Source organism: Flavobacterium sp. 270 (genome assembly GCF_004368785.1).
Taxonomy (GTDB): domain Bacteria; phylum Bacteroidota; class Bacteroidia; order Flavobacteriales; family Flavobacteriaceae; genus Flavobacterium.
On record NZ_SODM01000004.1, the window covers coordinates 16,104 to 34,189 of the forward strand.

Consider the following 18,086-nt stretch of genomic DNA (forward strand, 5'->3'; position numbering starts at 1 on the left):
TTACTATCTTAGTATTATTAGGTTCCGAAAACTGCAATAAATAATAGACCTTAAATTATAAATTCAAATTTACAAATGAGAAAAATTATTATTTTGCAATTACTTCTCTTCGGCTATTCTGGCTGGTCGCAAACGAAAATGCAAAGTGACAGCATTGCTAAAGACACGGTACAAAATATTAAATTTAATTACAAACAGCTTATTATACCAGCAGTACTAATTGGCTACGGCTTTTGGGGAAATGAAAGCGGACAGATAAAAAGTTTTAATACACAGATTCGTGACGAATTTACAGAAGACATTGACCGAAAAGTCTCGATTGATGATTTTTCCAGATATGTTCCAGCAATTTCTGTTTACGCGCTTAATGCTTTTGGTGTAAAAGGCAAAAATAATATGAGAGATCGGTCGGTAATATTAGGTACTTCGCTTATTATTATGACGACAACAGTATTTACATTAAAATCAATTTCAAAAGTAGAACGACCAGATAAGACTTCTAATAACTCTTTTCCGTCCGGGCATACTGCGGTGGCTTTTGCCGGAGCAGAATTTTTATACCAGGAATATAAAGACCAATCTATATGGTATGGTGTTGGCGGTTATGCCGTTGCAACTGCGACAGGCGTTTTTAGAATGTACAATAATCGCCACTGGCTTACCGATGTTGCCACTGGTGCAGGTATAGGAATATTGAGTACGAAAATTGCTTATTGGATGAATCCCTATATTACCAGAAAATTGTTTAAGAATAAAGAAAATAAATCGACATCGTTTTTAGCCCCTGCTTATGACGGACAAAATTATATGATTTGCTACAGCAGAACATTTTAGTTTAACTAACCAAAAATACGACCAAACCCAGTAGACGCCTTATTATTTATGCTATTTTTTATTAAAGTTTATTTGATTTTATATTTATACACTTTACTTTTGACAACATGAATAATAAAGAGTTTCCAATACCACATAACGAACAGGAACGCCTACTTGCATTAAGGCGTTATAACATATTAGATACCCTGCCAGATACTGCTTTTGATGATGCTACAAAACTTGTTTCTTACATCTGTGGTGTGCCAATTGCGCACATTTCTTTTATAGATGAAAACCGACAATGGTTTAAATCTGAAATTGGAATTGGAGTTTCTGAAGTTCCAAGAGAAATTTCATTCTGTCAATATACCATTATGGACTCCAAAATGGTTGAAGTGCCCGATACTTTTTTAAACGATCAATTTAAAGATGATCCGAATGTTACCGGTGGTTTTAAAATAAGATTCTATGCCGGAATTCCGCTTACAACTCCAGATGGTTATAATATTGGAACGCTTTGCGCTATAGATCATGTTACCAAAGAGCTTAACGAAAATCAGCGTAATGCACTTTCGATTGTCGCAAAACACGTTATAAACCAATTAGAATTAGGAACAAAAAACTTTGAACTCGACGCTCAGAAAAGAATCGCTGAACGTGCCGTGTTGGCAAAAGATAGTTTTTTGGCTAATATGAGCCATGAAATCAGGACGCCATTAAATGCAATTATTGGATTTACAGATCTTTTGGCACAGACAAAACTAGATGAAATACAGCGTGATTATATTGACAGTGTACAAATAGCGGGAGAAAATTTACTGCTTATTGTGAATGATATTCTGGATCTTTCTAAAATTGAATCAGGAAATCTTGCTATTGAAAATCAACCTTTCAATCTAAAAAAGACACTTAAACACGTCTATAATTTACTAAAGGTTAAGGTTCGTAAAGACGTAGAATTCAATCTTTTTCTGGATGCTGATATGCCAGATATCGTAATTGGAGATCAGGGAAGATTAAACCAAATTCTGGTAAACCTTACCGGAAATGCACTTAAGTTTACAGAAGAAGGCGATGTTACGGTTTCGGTAAAAATGGTAGATGAAACAGACGATCATTATTCACTTCGATTCACAATAAAGGATACTGGTATAGGTATTCCTAAAAATAAACTCAACACTATTTTTGAGCGATTTACACAAGCCGAAGAAAGTACAACACGTAAATTTGGCGGTACAGGTCTTGGCTTAAATATCGTAAAACAACTTGTAGAATTGCACGATGCCAAAATTGAAGTAAAAAGTCAGGTTGGCCGTGGTTCAGAATTTTTCTTTGTTCTTTCTTATAAAAAAGCAGATACTTCAGAAAAGCCAGTAAAATCGGCATCTAAAAATAGTCTCGGAAAACTTAAAATATTGCTTTGCGAAGACAATGTTTTAAATCAAAAACTTGTAAAAAGTGTTATTCATAATTTTGGTTTTGAACTTGACATTGCCGACAATGGTGAAGCCGGAATAGAATTGTTGTCCAAAAATGAATATGATCTGGTACTTATGGATCTACAGATGCCTGTTAAGGATGGATATCAAACTACAGAATATATCCGTCATGAAATGAATTCGACTATTCCGATTATTGCTATGACAGCACATTCGCTTGTAGGCGAACAGGAACGCTGCTATGATGTTGGAATGGATGGTTATGTGCCTAAACCTTTTAAGCAGACCGCACTTTTAGAAACCATAAGAAAGGTAATGACAAAGGATAGTCTACAGCCCAAAAAGAGAAAAGTGGATCTTTCTTTTCTGGACGAAATGTCGTGCGGAGATGTAAACTTTATGAGGGAAATGATCAGTCTTTTTGTTGAAAAAATCCCGAATGATACTGCGCAGCTCGATGAAGCATTTAAAAATAATGATACAGATACGGTACAGAAAATAGCACATAATATGAGATCAAGTCTGGATATGTTTCTGCTCGATGATCTTAGTAAATGTTTGATTATTATTGAAGAAGAAGCCCGAAGCGGTCATTTTACGACTGAAACGGTAAATAGTTTAAATATTTTACAATGTGGAATTATTGAGGTAGTTAAAAACTTAAATGAGTTATGATATAAGAAAAATATGCTATATTTTTACATGACTACCTAAAATTGCAGATTTAAATTTGCCCCTAAAAGAATTAAAAATGAGAATAGTTTTAGCTGAAGATAATGATATATTAAGAAGATCACTATCATTCTTCTTAGAATCTAAAGGATTTACTGTTGACCAATTTGCTGATGGAAAAGATGCTATGAGTGCTATTGAAAAAAATAGTTACAATCTGATCCTGACCGATATAAATATGCCCGGTGTAAGCGGCATGGAAATTACACAACACGTAAGAAACAGCCTTGGCGCTGTTACCCCAATAATTATATTTACTTCTTCTGGTGTAGAACAAACCGAACTGGATTGTTTTGATATAGGTGCAAACGAATTTATTGCAAAACCGATAAGTCCGGCAGTACTTTTAGTTAGAATTAATAAATTATTAAATACAAGCTTTTAAATGAAGTTATTCTATTTTTTAATCGCCTTTTTGTTTATTTCTTCCGCAGTAATGGCGCAGGAAATTAATATCGATGCGACTATGGCAAAAGCTAAAAGTGAAGTTGAAAAGGAACATTACGATCAAGCACTTTCGCTGCTTGCTCCTTTACGCGAAAAATTCCCTGAAAATGAAGATCTAACAATATATACCGGACGCATTTACAGCTGGAAAAAAGACTATAACAAAGCTTTAGAAATATTAACTCCATTAACAGACAGAGCTAATCCTAATCCAGATGCGTTATTGGCTGTGATTAACATTTACTACTGGTCTGAACAATTGGAAAAATGCATTACTTATTGTGATAAATACTTAGCTATCGATCCCAATTCTACCGACGTATTACTAATTAAAGCGAATGCACTTGTAAGCTTAAATCGTGATGAAGAAGCTTCTGCCCTTTTAGAAAAAATATACGTTACGGATAACAGCACACAAAAAATTTCGGCACTTCGTACATTAATTGCGCATAAATCAAAAGATGCAGTAGCAATTTCTTATTTAAATATTTCTACTTACGATCCGGGACAAGCACCACAGCATTATGGTTATGTAGAATATGCACATAAATTTAGTAAATCATCATTGGTAGGTCGTGCTAACGTTGGGTATGTAAACAACGACACACAAATGTTGTTTGAGGCAGATTATTATCAAACCTTTTCTAAGAGAAATTATTTATATGTAAATACCGGCGTTTCTACAGGCAAAACTATATTTCCTGTTGCAAAGGCTGGATTAGAATATTATTTTGCTCCACTAAAAAGCTTTGATTTTTCGCTGGGACTTAAATATCTGCACTTTGATACTACAGACGTAACCTTGCTTACAGGACAAGCGGCCTATCGTACCGGCAGTTATACCCTCGCCTACAGACCATATTATGATACTGCAAACGAATTATTTTCGCATGTTTTAAGTATTCAGCATACCAATGAAGAAAAAGAAAACCTCATCAGGCTGGAATTACAATACGGAAATGTTCCTTATCTCTATCTTTATAACAACTTTATAGAGCCTCTAAAAGCGTATAGAATAGGCTTACAATACCAGCAGCGCATTGGCGATTCTTTTTTTGTACGACCAGTTCTTCTCTACGAATACGAAGAATATTTGCCATCTGAATACAGACACAGACTTAATGCTCAAATAATTATTACTAAACGTTTTTAATTATGACAAAACTGTGGGAACTTTATAAAAGCGGTGCATGGGTAGAACCTTTTCTTACCACATCAATCGATTTGTTTATAGCGGCAGCATTTATTCTTTATTTATTGATTATCTGGAGTCGTAATAAAAATATAAGAAGAGAAAGATTAAATATTGAATATACTGAAATTATTGAAAAATTAATGTTTTCGATGATTTTTCAGGATTTGTCTCTTTCAGAAATTAAGGAAGATAAAAATTATGCCCTTCTTCATAAAAAACCTTTTTTCAGATCTGTTTTAACAGCTTCTATTATAAACCTTCACAAAAATTACGAAGGTGTTTATGCTAAAAAACTGGAAGAATTTTACAAAGAATCAGGATTAATAGATCGATCGCATAAAAGACTTAAAAGTCTAAAATGGGAAAAGAAATGCAAAGGAATTACTGAACTCGCAGAAATGAATGTGACAGAAGCTTTTGAAACCATATTAAATTTTTCGAAAGCAAGAAATAAAACCCTAAAAATAACCGCATTAAATGCCTGTATAAAACTTGCTGGAACAAAAGGTATCGTACATCTTACAGAGCACCCTTACCCTATCGACGACTGGACTCAGATTAATATTATCAATGCTTTTAAGAAACATGATATAGGCGACACAAAAGGTGTTGAACTTTTACTGGAATCAAAAAATACTACTGTTATTGCGCTTGGGCTGAAACTTATTAAGGAACTAAAACTTTCTCAGAAAGTGCCATTCGTAGAAGAATTGGCGGCCAAAGCTCCCAATACACAAATACAATACGAAGCTCAAAATGTACTGCAGACATTCAACAGTTTAACAATATAAGAATGACCTTTTTTAATACCGAAATAACAGCCTTTTTTAATCTATATCTGCTCCTCATTCTGGGTTATGCAATATTGATCATGTCTTCGTACCTTATATTGGCGTATCTTTCTACAAAAGAATTAAGGAAATATCTCAAAAAAAATAGTTTTGTTGATTATAATGTGCTTCTTACAAGCGAATTTGCGCCAAAACTTTCGTTGATTGCCCCTGCTTATAATGAAGGTTTTACCATTGAAGAAAATGTAAAATCTTTACTTTCATTACATTATAACAACTACGAAGTAATTGTAGTCAATGATGGAAGTAAAGACAATTCGATGGAAATCCTGATCAAGAAATATGATCTTGTTCTTACGGATTTTAACATCAATTCAAAAATTGAAACAAAAAAGATCAAAGGTGTATATACATCCAGAAATGCTGCATACAAAAAACTTATAGTTGTAGACAAAGAAAATGGCGGTAAAGCCGATGCCTTAAATGTTGGACTAAATATTGCACAAAACCCTTATGTAGTATGCATTGATGTTGATTGTATTCTGGATAAAGATTCTTTGCTAAAATTGGCTAAACCATTTTTAGAATCTTTTGGTAAGCGCGTTATTGCAACTGGCGGTGTAGTCAGAATTGCCAATCAATGCATTATAAAAAATGGACGTCTCGTAGAGATAAATGTACCCGATGGTATGCTACCAAGAATACAGGTTTTAGAATACTTAAGAGCTTTTCTTTTGGGAAGAATGGCTTGGGGAAGACTCGACGGACTTTTATTAATAAGCGGTGCTTTTGGTGCTTTTGATAAAGAAATTGCTCTGTTGGCTGGCGGTTATGACACTAAAACTGTCGGCGAAGACATGGAGCTGGTTGTGAGAATGCGACGTTATATGCTTGAAAATAAATTACCTTATACCGTACGTTACATTCCTGATCCTCTTTGCTGGACAGAAGCACCAGAAGATTTCAAAATATTCAAAAAACAAAGAAGCCGATGGATGAGAGGAACTATAGAAACACTTGGCATCCACAAAAGAATGTTTCTAAATCCTAAATACAAATTACTGGGTATGGTAAGCGTTCCGTACTGGGCATTATTTGAATTTCTGGCTCCCGCAATAGAATTTACAGGGCTTTTTATAACGGTCTTATTTATTATATTCGGTCTGCTTCACTGGCACTTTTTTGTTATACTTGTACTATTTGTTTACTTCTTTGCTGTTTTATTTTCGGTAATGGCACTTTATAGTGAAGAAAAAACCTATCACAAATATCCAAAACAAGTTGATTTCTTAAAACTTTTATTGGCCGCTTTTATCGAGCCCGTATATTTTCATCCTCTAGCTGTATATGCAGCACTTGTGGGTTATAAAGAAAAAATCATGGGAACCAAAGGCTGGGGCGAAATGACGCGAAAAGGTTTTACTAAGAAAGAGTAACGGTTTATTGATTTTTCTGCCTACAGTTTGTATTTTTGCCCCATGAATGATAATTTTATAAATGAATATTTTGGGATCGGAATACAAAATGGTAAAACGCCCGAAAATTTAGGTGTTTTGTGGCGGTCTGCTCAAAACTTAGGGGCTACTTTTATATTTACCATAGGAAATCGATATGCCAAACAAGCGTCTGATACTCATGATGCTGTAAAAGCAATTCCTTATTTTCATTATGATACTTTTGAAGCTTTTTTTGAAAACTTACCAAAAGGAGCGCGATTAGTTGGTGTTGAATTAGACGAAAAAGCTTCTGACTTAGAAACCTTTGAACATCCAAGACGTTGTGTTTATTTATTAGGTGCAGAAGATCACGGCTTATCAAAAAAAGTAATGGCGAAATGCCATCATTTAGTAAAATTTAAATCCGAAAAAAGTTTAAATGTGGCCGTGGCAGGAACAATTATCATGTACGACAGAAACTTAGCTAAACCGCGTTCTTAAAACAAAATCTTAGCTTTTATAATTATACATTTTAAAATGCGCAATGTCTCTGACTTTGCGCATTTTTTGCATTTAGTATTTTTATATCATTCAAAAGTAGATTTTTGTCAAGGCCTAAATAAAATTTAAGGACTTACAGCTAAAGGCTGAGAAACAATTGCTGTAATGCGTTCTGCTGCATCCTGAGACTGATTTTTTCTCAAAGGAAATCCGCTGTAAAGCGAATATTCAGGTTCTTTTTCCGTAAATTTTATTCGTTCGATTTTACTGATTTTACCCGGAATATTAGCGCCATACCATAAAGAATCTGCTTTTTGTTCCCAGGTTACTTCATACAATAATGAACCTGACGGATAAACATTTCCCTCTTTTTGTTGCGCATAATGCATCGCTATTTTATTTCCGTATAAAGTAGACATCTTTTTTTGCTTCGGATTAATAGAAAAAGACATCGGGATAAGAAGCAACGGATTTTCAGGAAGTTGCTCTAAGGAATGAATAGAAGCTTCTTCATTTAAATTATTTTTGTTTGGTGAATGACAGCTTGCCAAAAATAGCGTGAATACTGCGATACTATATAGGGTAATTTTCATGGTGTTTTCTTTTTATTAGTTGTAATTTTTGTAATTCTTAGCATCAAAATGCAGCGGTAAAGTAAAAACATAGTCATTATTTTTTACCGGATTATGACATTGAATACATTCCTGATCAAAATGGGCATCCTCTCCATAAGGTTTTAAATTGTCGCCTTTCCAGCGCGCCCAGCCCCAGCCTTTTGTCGCTGCATATTTTTTAGCATCTTTAATCATAAATTCCACTTGAATAAATTTTCCAACCGAAATAGTTCCATCAGCAGCAATATTTTGTTTCCAGGCGGTTTTTGCAAAAATTACGCCATCAGGCCAAGGATTCGTCTGATGCTCTTTAATTGCTTTTACCGCTTTATCATTACCAAAAATGATTCTCATTGTGCCATTATCAAATCGGTCAGAAGTACTTATTGCTTTCCATCCTCTATAATCTGGGATATAAGCAATTCCATTAGGAGAAGGCAAAACATTTTTAGCGAGGTTTTTATCAGAATGAACTTCTTCTTTTACTGGTTTATTATCTGGTTTGTTATTCACTGCAATAGTGGCATTTCTTGGAGCAAGAGTTGTTATGTAGTTTTTTAAAACGTTTATATCTGCACTATTCAATTTAGCTTCGGTATGTACTGCCGTATAGCTAGCAAGTGGCATTTCTCCCGATAAGATTTTATTAAAACTATAATATAATGTAGCATTTTGCTGCGGTTTTTCCAGAGAATCCCAATTCGAAAAATTAAGCGCTTTACGGCCATCTTCAATATGAGAATTCACAACAATATTTGCAGGCGTTATTTTATCGTACCAGCTCAGTCTATTTTCATTAGAATGACAGGCAAAACAGGAATTTCTCAAAATAGCATTTACCTCTTTTGGTACATTGGTCAGGTCTTTTTGAGATGCCTGATATTCCAAATCTTTTGGTCTGTAAAATTGCACAACAGCAATTCCTGCCAAAATATAAAGTGTTATTTTTAAACCTTTTTTCATAAAACCATTTTTTAAAATTGTTATTTATGAGTTCAAAACTACAAGTATAGCGTCAATTCAGTTTAGGAAATTAAGGGGAAAGGGAAATTTTAAACCCTAAAGCCGAATATTTAAGTTTGGATAATTTGACTAATTTAGCTTTTAAGAAATAAAAGAGAGTCATTATAAAATTAATGAATCTTTTCAATATATAGAACCGAATTCCCAATGAATAAAACACGATTGTATACCCGTATTCTTATTGCAATCAGCAGTATCGTTTTGCTGATAAGTCTGGCATCTTCTATTTATCTATATTATGCAGCGAGAGAAGAATTGTGGAATAGTAAAATAACATCTGGAGAAAGAGAAACTAGAGAAATTGCAGCTCTTCTGGAACAACAGCTTAAAAGCGGCCTGACAAAAGCAAAGGTTATCGAAAATCTACAGCGAAGCATTGAAAATACCGATTTTAAAAGTGATTTTATTTGCATGTATAACCAAAAAGGAATTGAATTATGTCACCCTAATCCGGCGCTTATTGGTATTGTAATACAGGACGATAATTCGGAAATAAAAGTAACTTCAAATAAAACAAATGCTCCATTTAATTCTGTATTAAAAGGAGGGAAAAAAAGCAGCGGTTTGCGAACTTTTCCCAATAATAAAAACCGAAGTTCTGAAATTGTAAATGTTTATCCGGTCGCACAAACCGATTGGATGGTGGCCTCGCACGCCAACTTAAAAGTTTTGCAGGAGCAACTGTATAGTTTGTACTTGCAATTTTTTGTGACTTTACTTCTAAGCACTTTACTTATTACGTTTTCTTGTTATCTTATTATTCGACTTATTTATAAAAAATACGACACAGATATCGAACTGGAAATTAAAAATCTGAACAGTCAAGTTAGCGAGTTACAGATTTTGAATGAACATCTTAATAAATCTCAGGAAAGAATACAACATACGACAGATTATACCAATACTGAAGATAATAATCTACTAAGTATTGAATCTTCCAAAAAAAGGATAATTACCTATCATAAAGATGAACTTATAAAATTAGACATCAAGGAAATAGCTTATATTTTTCTAGAAAACGGAATTACTTATATCTGTACGTTTAAAGAACGTCAATACACCAGCAGTAACAGTCTTGACGAAATCATGAAATGGTTGGACAATTCAACCTTCTACAGGGCAAACAGACAATTTATTATTAATATAGAAGTTATACAAGCCATATTGCTGTACGGAAAAAATCAGTTGCAGCTAAAACTAAAAACTGCTGTTGCCACTGAAATTATTATCAGTAAAAATAAAGTCGCTGAATTTAAGCAATGGCTGGATCAATAAAATAGTAATTTTTATTTAAAGATATACTTCAAAAAAAAATCCAGATAGCTTACGTTATCTGGATTTTTTACTTTTATAAAATAATGTTTATTAATCTTCTTTTTCCGTAATGCTTTCAATACTCGGCGGAATCAATTTATACATTACCGGTGTTACAATTCTGGAAAGAATTGTAGAACTTATCAATCCTCCAATTAATACAATTGCCAAAGGTGCGATTAATGGATTTGAGTTTAAAGCCAGCGGAATCAATCCACAGATTGCTGTAATAGAAGTTAATACAACCGGAAGAAAACGTGTTTCGCCTGCAATGGCAATGGCTTCATCTATCGACTTTCCTTCTTGTCTAAGTTGATTTGTAAAATCTACCAGCAAGAGCGAGTTTTTTACCTGTATTCCGGAAAGACCGATAAAACCAATTATGGCGACCAATGACATCGGACTTCCGTTAATAATCAGCAATGTCACGCCTCCTAAAATTCCTAACGGAATAATCGACAACACAATTATAATCCCTTTAAATGTTTTAAACTGAAGCAATAAAACGGCAATAAACAAGAAGGTGCTTAAAATAATTACAGCCAAAAAGTTTCCTCCCAAAGCATCGCCTTCTGATTCTTTTTCTCCAGATAATTTATAATAATAGCCTTTTGGCATTTTTAATTTATCCAGTTTCGGAACTATATGCGTCAGCAAATCATTTGCATAATATCCTTTTTGTGATAGCGCACTTACTTTTGCAAAACGGGATTTATTAAAGTGATTAATTGCCGTTGGCGAAGTTTCAAAAGAAATTTCTGCAATCTGATTTAGCGCAATTGGCGTTCCCTGAATATTATTTACGTACAAGTTTTTTAACGCATCCAGATTCGAAAATTTATCTCTTGGCAAAGTAAGTGTTACATTTCGCGCGTCGCCTTGATCGTCTATGTAATCTCCGACAGTTAAACCTGCTACAGAAAGACGAATTACTTTATCTACTTCGCTGGTTAATACGCCCAATGTTCTGGCTTTTTCTTTGTTGATTTTTACTTTAACATCGGTTTTATACGTATTCAGCTCATTGTTAATGTAAACCGTTCCTTCTTGTTTTCGCAGAATACTTTCTACCTGAAAAGACAATTTTCTTAAAACTTCCTGATCTTCGCCAAACAACCGAACTACAATATTGGCTTCTAATGGCGTTCCTTGTTCAAAGTCTTTTACCTCGACTTTGGCGTAAGGCATGGTTTTAAATTTTGTTCGCAATTTTTCTATCAAATCGGTTTTGTCCGAAGGTTTTGCTTCATCATCCAATTGAACAAAAATCTGCGCAAAATCGGGTTTTCTGTCTTGTGGATGCACATTGTAATAAATCTGCGGATTTCCTTTTCCAACATTCGAAGTATAAAAAACAATTTCTTTATGATTTTTCAACTCTGCTTCTACAATCTTTGTTACTCTGTCGCTCTCCATTATATTTGCCTGAAGAGGTAATTTTATATTAATAAGAAACATTGGTTTTTCTGAAGTTGGAAACAATTTAAATCCCGTTACTTTAAACAATCCAAATGCAGTGATACTCAAAGCGATTGAAATAGCAATTGTAGTTCTTGGAAATTTTAATGCTTTTGGCATTATACGGCTGTAAGATCTTGTTAGAAATTTTTGCAGATATTGAAGAAAAATATTCCCTTCGTTATGTTCGTGTGTTTTTAAAAATCTGCTTCCCAAAAACGGAACCAATGTTAAGGCTACAATCATAGAAGCCAATACGCTGGTAATAACCGCCATTGGTAAACTTCTAATAAATTCGCCCGAAACATCTGGAAGAAAAGCCAGCGGTAAAAAGGCAATTATCAAAGTTGCTGTACAACCAACCACGGCAAGACCAATTTGTTTTGTTCCCATCAGGACCGCATCCATTTTAGAATGACCTTCTCTCAGCCAGCGCTCAATGTTTTCAACAACCACAATACTGTCGTCAACTAACAATCCTAAAGCAACTACCAGACCCACAATACTTAACTGATTTAAAGAATAACCAAAAGCATTCATCGCAATTAACCCTAGCGCCAATGATAACGGTATCGAAATCATCACAATTCCAGAAGCTCTTACTCCCAACGGCAATAATGTAATAATAACCAAAATGATAGCAAGTGCAAAATCAAAGCCTAGGTGTCCTAAACGCTGCGAAACCATATTGGCCTGGTCAAAGGTTTTTACCAGTTTGATATTTTGAGGCAGCTCTTTGGCGAATTCTTCTACGATGGGCATAAATTGTTTCTGAACATCGGTAATATTTACATTGTCTTTCATTCCTGCTGTAACCAGCACGCAACGGTGTCCGTTTATGCGGGTAATATGATCTACAACCTGAGATTTATAACCTACTTCGGCTACATCTTTCATGTAAATTATTTTTCCGTTGGCATTATAAATAACGGTATTGGCAACATCATCTGCGTTTTTAAATTTACCGCTGGTTTTTACATTAAAGACTTTACTGTCAAGATCTATGCTTCCTCCCGGAATATCGGCTGCTTCGCTTTGCAGACTTCCCATAACAACATTCAACGGAATTTTTAGTTGTGCTAATTTTTCCATTTGAAGGTCAATGCGGATTTCCTGCTCTGGAATTCCAGAATATTTTACATCTTTAAGATTGGTAATTTTTTCTATTCTTGTTTTTAGTTTATCGGCTTCATCACGAAGTTTTTTGTCGGATGCATTTTCTGAAACTAAAGCAACCTGCAGAATTTTTACATCTGAAGAAGCAATTTTTTCTGTTTTAATCTGATAAATATCTTTTGGAAGTTCGCTGTTTTTAAGTGCATTCATTTCCGTAGAAATCTCCTGATATTTATTATCAACATCTACTCCATACTTAAATTTTACCTGAAACGCTGCTACGCCATCTTCAACTGTGGTTAGTATTTTTTCAATGTTTTCGAGTCCGTAAATTTTATTTTCGATAGGTTTTACAACTTGTTCCTCCATATCTTTCGGACTTGTTCCAGGATAAATTACGGTAATCAGATATTGAGGCGGATGTGTTGATGGATCTTCTGCACGGGGCATTGTAAACAGCGTAAGATATCCTACGACGGCCACCAGAAGAAATATAATCAGTGTAAACTGATAATTTTTTACGGCAAAGTTTGTTATCTTCATGATGTATTATTTAATGATCTTGATCGTTGATTGTTCGTTGAGATAGGCGCTGTTAGAAATCACGATTTGATCTGTTTTCGCAAGTCCGTCTTTTATAAACACCTTGTTATTTTCAAATTTATTGATCGTAACAGGCTTACGTTTTACTTTGTTGTTTTCTACAATAAACACAAAAGCTTTGTTTCCATCTGCCTCTATAAGCGAGTTGTACGGTATAATGATAAAATCTTCTGTGTTAACTGATTTTATTTCGGCTTTGCCAAACATACCAACGGCTGGTTTGCTTTTCTCTAAATTCAGTTTTAACTCAACCTGAAAAGAGCCCAACGCAGCATCTGCAGCCTGTGACTTTCTAAAAACAAAAGCATCAAAATGTTCTTCAGGATAACCATCTAACGTTACGGTTGCTTTCTGCCCTATTTTTACAGCTGCCCATTCTTTGTCTGTCAAACCCACTTTTAATAGATAATTATTGTTTTGACTTGTTTCATTTATAGCCAGAATTGGAGATCCTGCGCCTACAACTTCTCCTTCGTTTGCTATTTTTTTGGATACAAAACCATTAGCAGCAGCATAAATTTTGGCATAACGGGCATTAAAAGCAACAGCGTCTTTCTGTTTTCTGGCAATGTCTAAACCTGTTTTTGTATTCTGAAGCTGTTCTAATGTATACACGCTGTCTTTATAAAGATTGTTGGCACGATTATAATCGCGTTCGTATTTTTTTACATTAAGATCAGTTTGGTTTAAACCTGCATTAATTTCGGTTGCGTCTAATGATGCTAAAAGCTGTCCTTTCTTAAAGAATTGTCCTTCTTCTATATAAATTTTGCTTACAATGCCACCAATTTTAAAACCATAATTAGCTTGATTTTCTGTTGTTACCAAACCAGAGGCACTTATGTTGTTTATAAGTCCTAAAGACTGAACCACAGCGGTTTTTATTGGAATTACATCTGCGGTTTCAAATGGTGTTTGTGCTTTTTTTTCTTCTTTACAAGCGTAAAAAAGAGGCAGTATTAAAAGTCCTAGTATAATTACTTTTTTACTCACAAGAGTAAATTTATTTTTTTGGTATTCGTGAATCTTCGATTTCATGATTTTTGGGTTTAATTAAAAGTAAATGTTGCGTTGGCTCTTTCTAATTCTGCGAAAGCGATCCAGGAATTGTAAAGTGAAATATTAGTATTAAGCTGGGCATTTACCCATTGATTTTGTGCGTCCAGAAGTTCTATATATATTGCCTGTCCTTCTTTGTATAATTTGGTAATATCGTCGTTGTATTTTTTTGCGGCTACTTTTTGATTTTTATCGGCGTTGAATTGTTCCAATGCAGCTTTTAAATTATTCTGCGAAACCTGAAATTGCAACAGTAACTGTTGTTTTACATTGTCGATCTGCGAACTGATTTTTTTGCTGTCTTCCTGTACTTGTTTTAGTTTGAATTTGTTTTTATTGCCCGAAAAAATATTCCATTCTAAACCTGCTCCCGCAAAATAATAACGAGACTGTTTATTGACTTCAAAATCAAAATCCTGAATTCCGAAATCTGCAAAACCACTTACTTTAGGAAACCAATACGAGTTGGTTAGTTTGCTTACATTTTCGTTTATTTCTTTTACCTGAGTCAATTTTTGTAACTCTTCTCTGTTTTGGGTATTTTCTGAAGTGGCTTCCGTAGGCAAAGCGTCACTTTCTTCTGCTTCTATTGAAGAATCCAATTTTTCATTTAATAAAAAATTAAAATAAGATCTGGCATTATTGCTCGTTTGCTTTGCCGTTTCTAAATTGGCGCTTATTCGTATTACTTCATTATCACTTCGTAAAACTGCGGTTCGGTTTATTTTATCATTTTTGAATAAAGATTGGTTGACTCTTTGATTTTCTTTAACCAAAACCAACGCATCCTGATAAATTTTAACTCCCTCAACAGACTGCAGGTATTTGTAGTAAGCAATTTTAATTTCTTTAACCAATTCCCTTTGATAAATTTCAAGTTCGATTTTTTGTAAAGAAGTCTGCTGGCTTTTAATTCTTTTGTTGTAAATGATTTCAAAATTCAGCAAAGGCATTGTGGTGTGAATCTTAGCATCATAAAAATTATCCGGATTAATCAATACAGACTGATTTGCTAAAGTTGGAAAAGCATTCGAATTTGTAATCTGATTTAAAGTATTGTAAACCGGATTGAGCAAATCGCCAATCGGAATATCAATTGTCCTTCCTCCATCTGCTTTGGTATAATTTCCGTTTAAGGAAACAGTAGGATAAAATAAGGCACGCGCTTCTTTTAGCGCATACATACTTTTGTTGATATCAAAATTATGCTGCTTTATTACTTCGTTATTTTTTAGACCAGTTTGTATGTAACTGTCTAATCTGCTTTGTGAATATCCCAGATATCCGAAACAGAGAATCGCAAAATTTACTATTATTTTCATTTATTATACATTGTTTATAATTTGAACAGTGTTCATTTTTTGGTTAAAAAATTTTTTAAAGCTTTTCTATTATTTTTAAAAATTCATTATATCCATCAAATAAGATGGTATCTGGATTAGTAAAATTTACGTTTTTAATTCTTTGGTGAATTTCCAGAGAGCTCATACCATGCACCAAACTCCAAATCATAAAAGATAACGGTTCTAAACTATGACCTTTAAAATAGCCTTTGTCTAAACATTCTCCAATCGTTCTTTTTACCAGGTCAAAGGCAGAACAACCTTCGTCCCAATCTTCATTTTCTGAGTTTTGCAGGAACTCTATTGGCGCTTTTAGGTTAAACATTAAATCGTACATTTCAGAATTTTCCAAAGCAAATTTTATATAGGTCAAGCCCATTTTTTTTATGCGTTCCTTTGGATCATCTATCGTTAACAATTCCTGAAAATAACCGTTTAATTCCTGAAAACCAATAGAATGAAGATCATGCAGGATATCATTTTTATCTTTAAAATAAACATATACTGTTCCTACGCTGTAGTTAATTTCTTCAGCTATGTTTCTTATAGTAGTCTGCTCAATTCCCTTTTCAACAAAAAGCTTTTTGGCACCTTTTAATATTAGTGCCTTTAATGCTTCTTTTTCTCGTGCTTTTCTATCAAGTGTACTCATAATTGTTTACAATTTAGGCAGAACAAAGTCAAAACCTTAGAGCAAAGATATAAATTATTTTGAACAACGTTCATTTTTTTTATTAAAGTTCATTTTTATTGAAATAAAAAGGTTAAGATTGCAATTTTTCACTTAAACCTTTTGGGTTTAATAATTTATAAGCCAATTTTGGAAAAAATCGATTCAACAAATAAATGGCTTTTGTATCTCCTACTCTAATCGTATAAGTATTGTTTTTCAGTCCTTTTATCAAAGCATTTATAAGTACATCTGTTGTAATAGATTTACCGTCCATACCTTCTGCCATATTTGTTTTTACTAATGGAGGTAATAATTCAAAAACTTTTACACTGCTTCTAATCATTGTTAAATGATCTCTCAAAGCTTCTGTATAAAAACGAACTGCCGCTTTTGATGCCGAATAAGTAGGAACAAGATTTGCCGGAGTATAACTTAATATAGACGATGTATTGATAATGGCCGCTTCCTTTCTGGATTTTAGCATATCCATAAAAAGATCATTCAACAGAATAACGCCCAAATAATTGGTATTGATTTCTATTGCAGCTTTCTCAAAATGTTTAGGATTGCTAATGCCTAAATTATCCTTACCATACACAATTCCAGCATTATTATACAAAATGTCAATACCTCCTAGTTGGTTTATTTCATTGTATAATGCAACTGCTGCTTCCTGGCTCGAAGCATCACTTTTGATTGCTGTAATAGAAGGATATAATTTCTTAGCCTGATCTAATTTTTTCTGATCTCTTCCTGTAATAATTACTTTAGCTCCCTCTTCAATAAATTGTTTTGCTGCCTCTAATCCTATTCCGGCAGAACCGCCGGTAATCAATATTGTTTTTCCTTTTAAGTCCATAATTTCTTGGTTTAATTTATTATTAGTATATTTGCTTGCGAAATGCAAGTGCAAATATAAAACCACTTACTTGTAAAATGCAAGTGATTTTAAATTTATTTTATGAAAGATCAAAAAAAGAGGTCAGACTGTCCCGTAAGTTATTCGCTTGAAGCCTTTGGCGACAAGTGGTCACTGTTGATTGTAAGGGATTTAATGATGAAAAAAAAATGTACTTACGGAGAATTTATTAAGTCGGATGAAAAAATAGCAACCAATATTTTAGCTGCAAGATTGCTTTCATTAGAAGAAAATGGAATAATTCAGAAACTGGAACATCCAGAAAGTAAAGCCAAAGTTTTATATCAATTAACCCAAAAAGGAATAGATTTAGTACCAATAATTGTTGAGATAAATTTATGGGCAGAAAAATATACGGAAATCCCAGAAGTTAGAAAAGGAATATTGGCAGCAATGAATACTGATAAAGAAGCATTTATTAAGAATGCTATTAATGAGCTTAAAATTAGTTAATAGATAACTTATTAGCTGTTTTTAGGGCTTGGAGTTACTTTATAGTTTCAAATTGCGAAGTTTTGCGATCTGGAATAATTTATTTTATAATCTATTGAAAAATCTTACTTTTGTAATTAATGATTACCTCATAAATTAGTAAGAATAAAAGTTT

The 18,086-nt window shown here is 33.6% G+C and carries 16 protein-coding genes; 9 read left to right on the top strand and 7 right to left on the bottom strand.

Annotation, left to right across the window (positions count from 1 at the left end):
• Nucleotides 1-75 precede the first annotated feature (75 nt).
• From EV144_RS14965 to EV144_RS14995, 7 genes are all read left to right on the top strand, one after another.
• Nucleotides 76-834, top strand: coding sequence for a phosphatase PAP2 family protein (locus tag EV144_RS14965; RefSeq protein WP_134149978.1), 759 nt, complete (start codon nucleotides 76-78; stop codon nucleotides 832-834).
• Between the two features lie 107 nt (nucleotides 835-941).
• Complete coding sequence (locus tag EV144_RS14970; RefSeq protein ID WP_134149979.1) at nucleotides 942-2,930, top strand: GAF domain-containing hybrid sensor histidine kinase/response regulator; 1,989 nt, start codon at nucleotides 942-944, stop codon at nucleotides 2,928-2,930.
• A 76-nt stretch (nucleotides 2,931-3,006) separates the two neighbouring features.
• Complete coding sequence (locus EV144_RS14975) at nucleotides 3,007-3,372, top strand: response regulator transcription factor (protein ID WP_134149980.1); 366 nt, start codon at nucleotides 3,007-3,009, stop codon at nucleotides 3,370-3,372.
• The gene (locus tag EV144_RS14980; protein ID WP_134149981.1) at nucleotides 3,373-4,587 is read left to right on the top strand and encodes a YaiO family outer membrane beta-barrel protein; all 1,215 of its coding nucleotides are present in this window, start codon (nucleotides 3,373-3,375) and stop codon (nucleotides 4,585-4,587) included.
• 2 nt (nucleotides 4,588-4,589) lie between these two features.
• Entirely contained in the window at nucleotides 4,590-5,420 is an 831-nt protein-coding gene (locus EV144_RS14985; RefSeq protein ID WP_134149982.1) for a hypothetical protein, read from the top strand.
• Between the two features lie 2 nt (nucleotides 5,421-5,422).
• Nucleotides 5,423-6,856, top strand: coding sequence for a glycosyltransferase family 2 protein (locus EV144_RS14990; protein ID WP_134149983.1), 1,434 nt, complete (start codon nucleotides 5,423-5,425; stop codon nucleotides 6,854-6,856).
• Between the two features lie 42 nt (nucleotides 6,857-6,898).
• Nucleotides 6,899-7,357, top strand: coding sequence for an RNA methyltransferase (locus tag EV144_RS14995; protein ID WP_134149984.1), 459 nt, complete (start codon nucleotides 6,899-6,901; stop codon nucleotides 7,355-7,357).
• Between the two features lie 125 nt (nucleotides 7,358-7,482).
• Here the strand turns inward: EV144_RS14995 and EV144_RS15000 are convergent, their stop codons facing one another.
• Nucleotides 7,483-7,950, bottom strand: a complete 468-nt coding sequence (locus EV144_RS15000; protein WP_134149985.1) for a cytochrome P460 family protein — start codon at nucleotides 7,948-7,950, stop codon at nucleotides 7,483-7,485.
• Between the two features lie 15 nt (nucleotides 7,951-7,965).
• A complete protein-coding gene (locus EV144_RS15005; protein WP_134149986.1) occupies nucleotides 7,966-8,934 on the bottom strand; it encodes a heme-binding domain-containing protein in 969 nt (322 codons plus the stop codon).
• A 207-nt stretch (nucleotides 8,935-9,141) separates the two neighbouring features.
• Between EV144_RS15005 and EV144_RS15010 the strand changes: the two genes are divergently transcribed.
• Nucleotides 9,142-10,269 (top strand): LytR/AlgR family response regulator transcription factor, encoded by a 1,128-nt coding sequence (locus EV144_RS15010; protein ID WP_134149987.1) that lies wholly within the window; start codon nucleotides 9,142-9,144, stop codon nucleotides 10,267-10,269.
• 90 nt (nucleotides 10,270-10,359) lie between these two features.
• On the opposite strand, the gene EV144_RS15015 is transcribed toward EV144_RS15010, so the two are convergent.
• The 5 genes from EV144_RS15015 to EV144_RS15035 form a co-directional block, all read right to left on the bottom strand.
• On the bottom strand, nucleotides 10,360-13,425 hold the full coding sequence (locus EV144_RS15015) for an efflux RND transporter permease subunit (RefSeq protein ID WP_134149988.1): 3,066 nt from the start codon (nucleotides 13,423-13,425) through the stop codon (nucleotides 10,360-10,362).
• 6 nt (nucleotides 13,426-13,431) lie between these two features.
• Complete coding sequence (locus tag EV144_RS15020; RefSeq protein WP_134149989.1) at nucleotides 13,432-14,523, bottom strand: efflux RND transporter periplasmic adaptor subunit; 1,092 nt, start codon at nucleotides 14,521-14,523, stop codon at nucleotides 13,432-13,434.
• An 11-nt stretch (nucleotides 14,524-14,534) separates the two neighbouring features.
• Entirely contained in the window at nucleotides 14,535-15,866 is a 1,332-nt protein-coding gene (locus EV144_RS15025; RefSeq protein ID WP_134149990.1) for a TolC family protein, read from the bottom strand.
• 55 nt (nucleotides 15,867-15,921) lie between these two features.
• Complete coding sequence (locus EV144_RS15030; protein WP_134149991.1) at nucleotides 15,922-16,539, bottom strand: TetR/AcrR family transcriptional regulator; 618 nt, start codon at nucleotides 16,537-16,539, stop codon at nucleotides 15,922-15,924.
• Nucleotides 16,540-16,651: 112 nt separating this feature from the next.
• Complete coding sequence (locus EV144_RS15035) at nucleotides 16,652-17,419, bottom strand: SDR family oxidoreductase (protein ID WP_134149992.1); 768 nt, start codon at nucleotides 17,417-17,419, stop codon at nucleotides 16,652-16,654.
• A 102-nt stretch (nucleotides 17,420-17,521) separates the two neighbouring features.
• Between EV144_RS15035 and EV144_RS15040 the strand changes: the two genes are divergently transcribed.
• Complete coding sequence (locus EV144_RS15040; protein ID WP_134149993.1) at nucleotides 17,522-17,932, top strand: winged helix-turn-helix transcriptional regulator; 411 nt, start codon at nucleotides 17,522-17,524, stop codon at nucleotides 17,930-17,932.
• Nucleotides 17,933-18,086 lie beyond the last annotated feature (154 nt).

Excerpts from the sequence above, each read along its gene's own strand:
- EV144_RS14965 (WP_134149978.1), top strand. The coding sequence starts at position 76 with ATGAGAAAAATTATTATTTTGCAATTACTTCTCTTCGGCTATTCTGGC.
- EV144_RS15035 (WP_134149992.1), bottom strand. The coding sequence starts at position 17,419 with ATGGACTTAAAAGGAAAAACAATATTGATTACCGGCGGTTCTGCCGGA.
- EV144_RS14990 (WP_134149983.1), top strand. The coding sequence starts at position 5,423 with ATGACCTTTTTTAATACCGAAATAACAGCCTTTTTTAATCTATATCTG.
- EV144_RS15010 (WP_134149987.1), top strand. The coding sequence starts at position 9,142 with ATGAATAAAACACGATTGTATACCCGTATTCTTATTGCAATCAGCAGT.
- EV144_RS15015 (WP_134149988.1), bottom strand. The coding sequence starts at position 13,425 with ATGAAGATAACAAACTTTGCCGTAAAAAATTATCAGTTTACACTGATT.
- EV144_RS14980 (WP_134149981.1), top strand. The coding sequence starts at position 3,373 with ATGAAGTTATTCTATTTTTTAATCGCCTTTTTGTTTATTTCTTCCGCA.
- EV144_RS14985 (WP_134149982.1), top strand. The coding sequence starts at position 4,590 with ATGACAAAACTGTGGGAACTTTATAAAAGCGGTGCATGGGTAGAACCT.
- EV144_RS14970 (WP_134149979.1), top strand. The coding sequence starts at position 942 with ATGAATAATAAAGAGTTTCCAATACCACATAACGAACAGGAACGCCTA.
- EV144_RS15020 (WP_134149989.1), bottom strand. The coding sequence starts at position 14,523 with ATGAAATCGAAGATTCACGAATACCAAAAAAATAAATTTACTCTTGTG.
- EV144_RS15040 (WP_134149993.1), top strand. The coding sequence starts at position 17,522 with ATGAAAGATCAAAAAAAGAGGTCAGACTGTCCCGTAAGTTATTCGCTT.
- EV144_RS15005 (WP_134149986.1), bottom strand. The coding sequence starts at position 8,934 with ATGAAAAAAGGTTTAAAAATAACACTTTATATTTTGGCAGGAATTGCT.
- EV144_RS14975 (WP_134149980.1), top strand. The coding sequence starts at position 3,007 with ATGAGAATAGTTTTAGCTGAAGATAATGATATATTAAGAAGATCACTA.
- EV144_RS14995 (WP_134149984.1), top strand. The coding sequence starts at position 6,899 with ATGAATGATAATTTTATAAATGAATATTTTGGGATCGGAATACAAAAT.
- EV144_RS15030 (WP_134149991.1), bottom strand. The coding sequence starts at position 16,539 with ATGAGTACACTTGATAGAAAAGCACGAGAAAAAGAAGCATTAAAGGCA.
- EV144_RS15025 (WP_134149990.1), bottom strand. The coding sequence starts at position 15,866 with ATGAAAATAATAGTAAATTTTGCGATTCTCTGTTTCGGATATCTGGGA.
- EV144_RS15000 (WP_134149985.1), bottom strand. The coding sequence starts at position 7,950 with ATGAAAATTACCCTATATAGTATCGCAGTATTCACGCTATTTTTGGCA.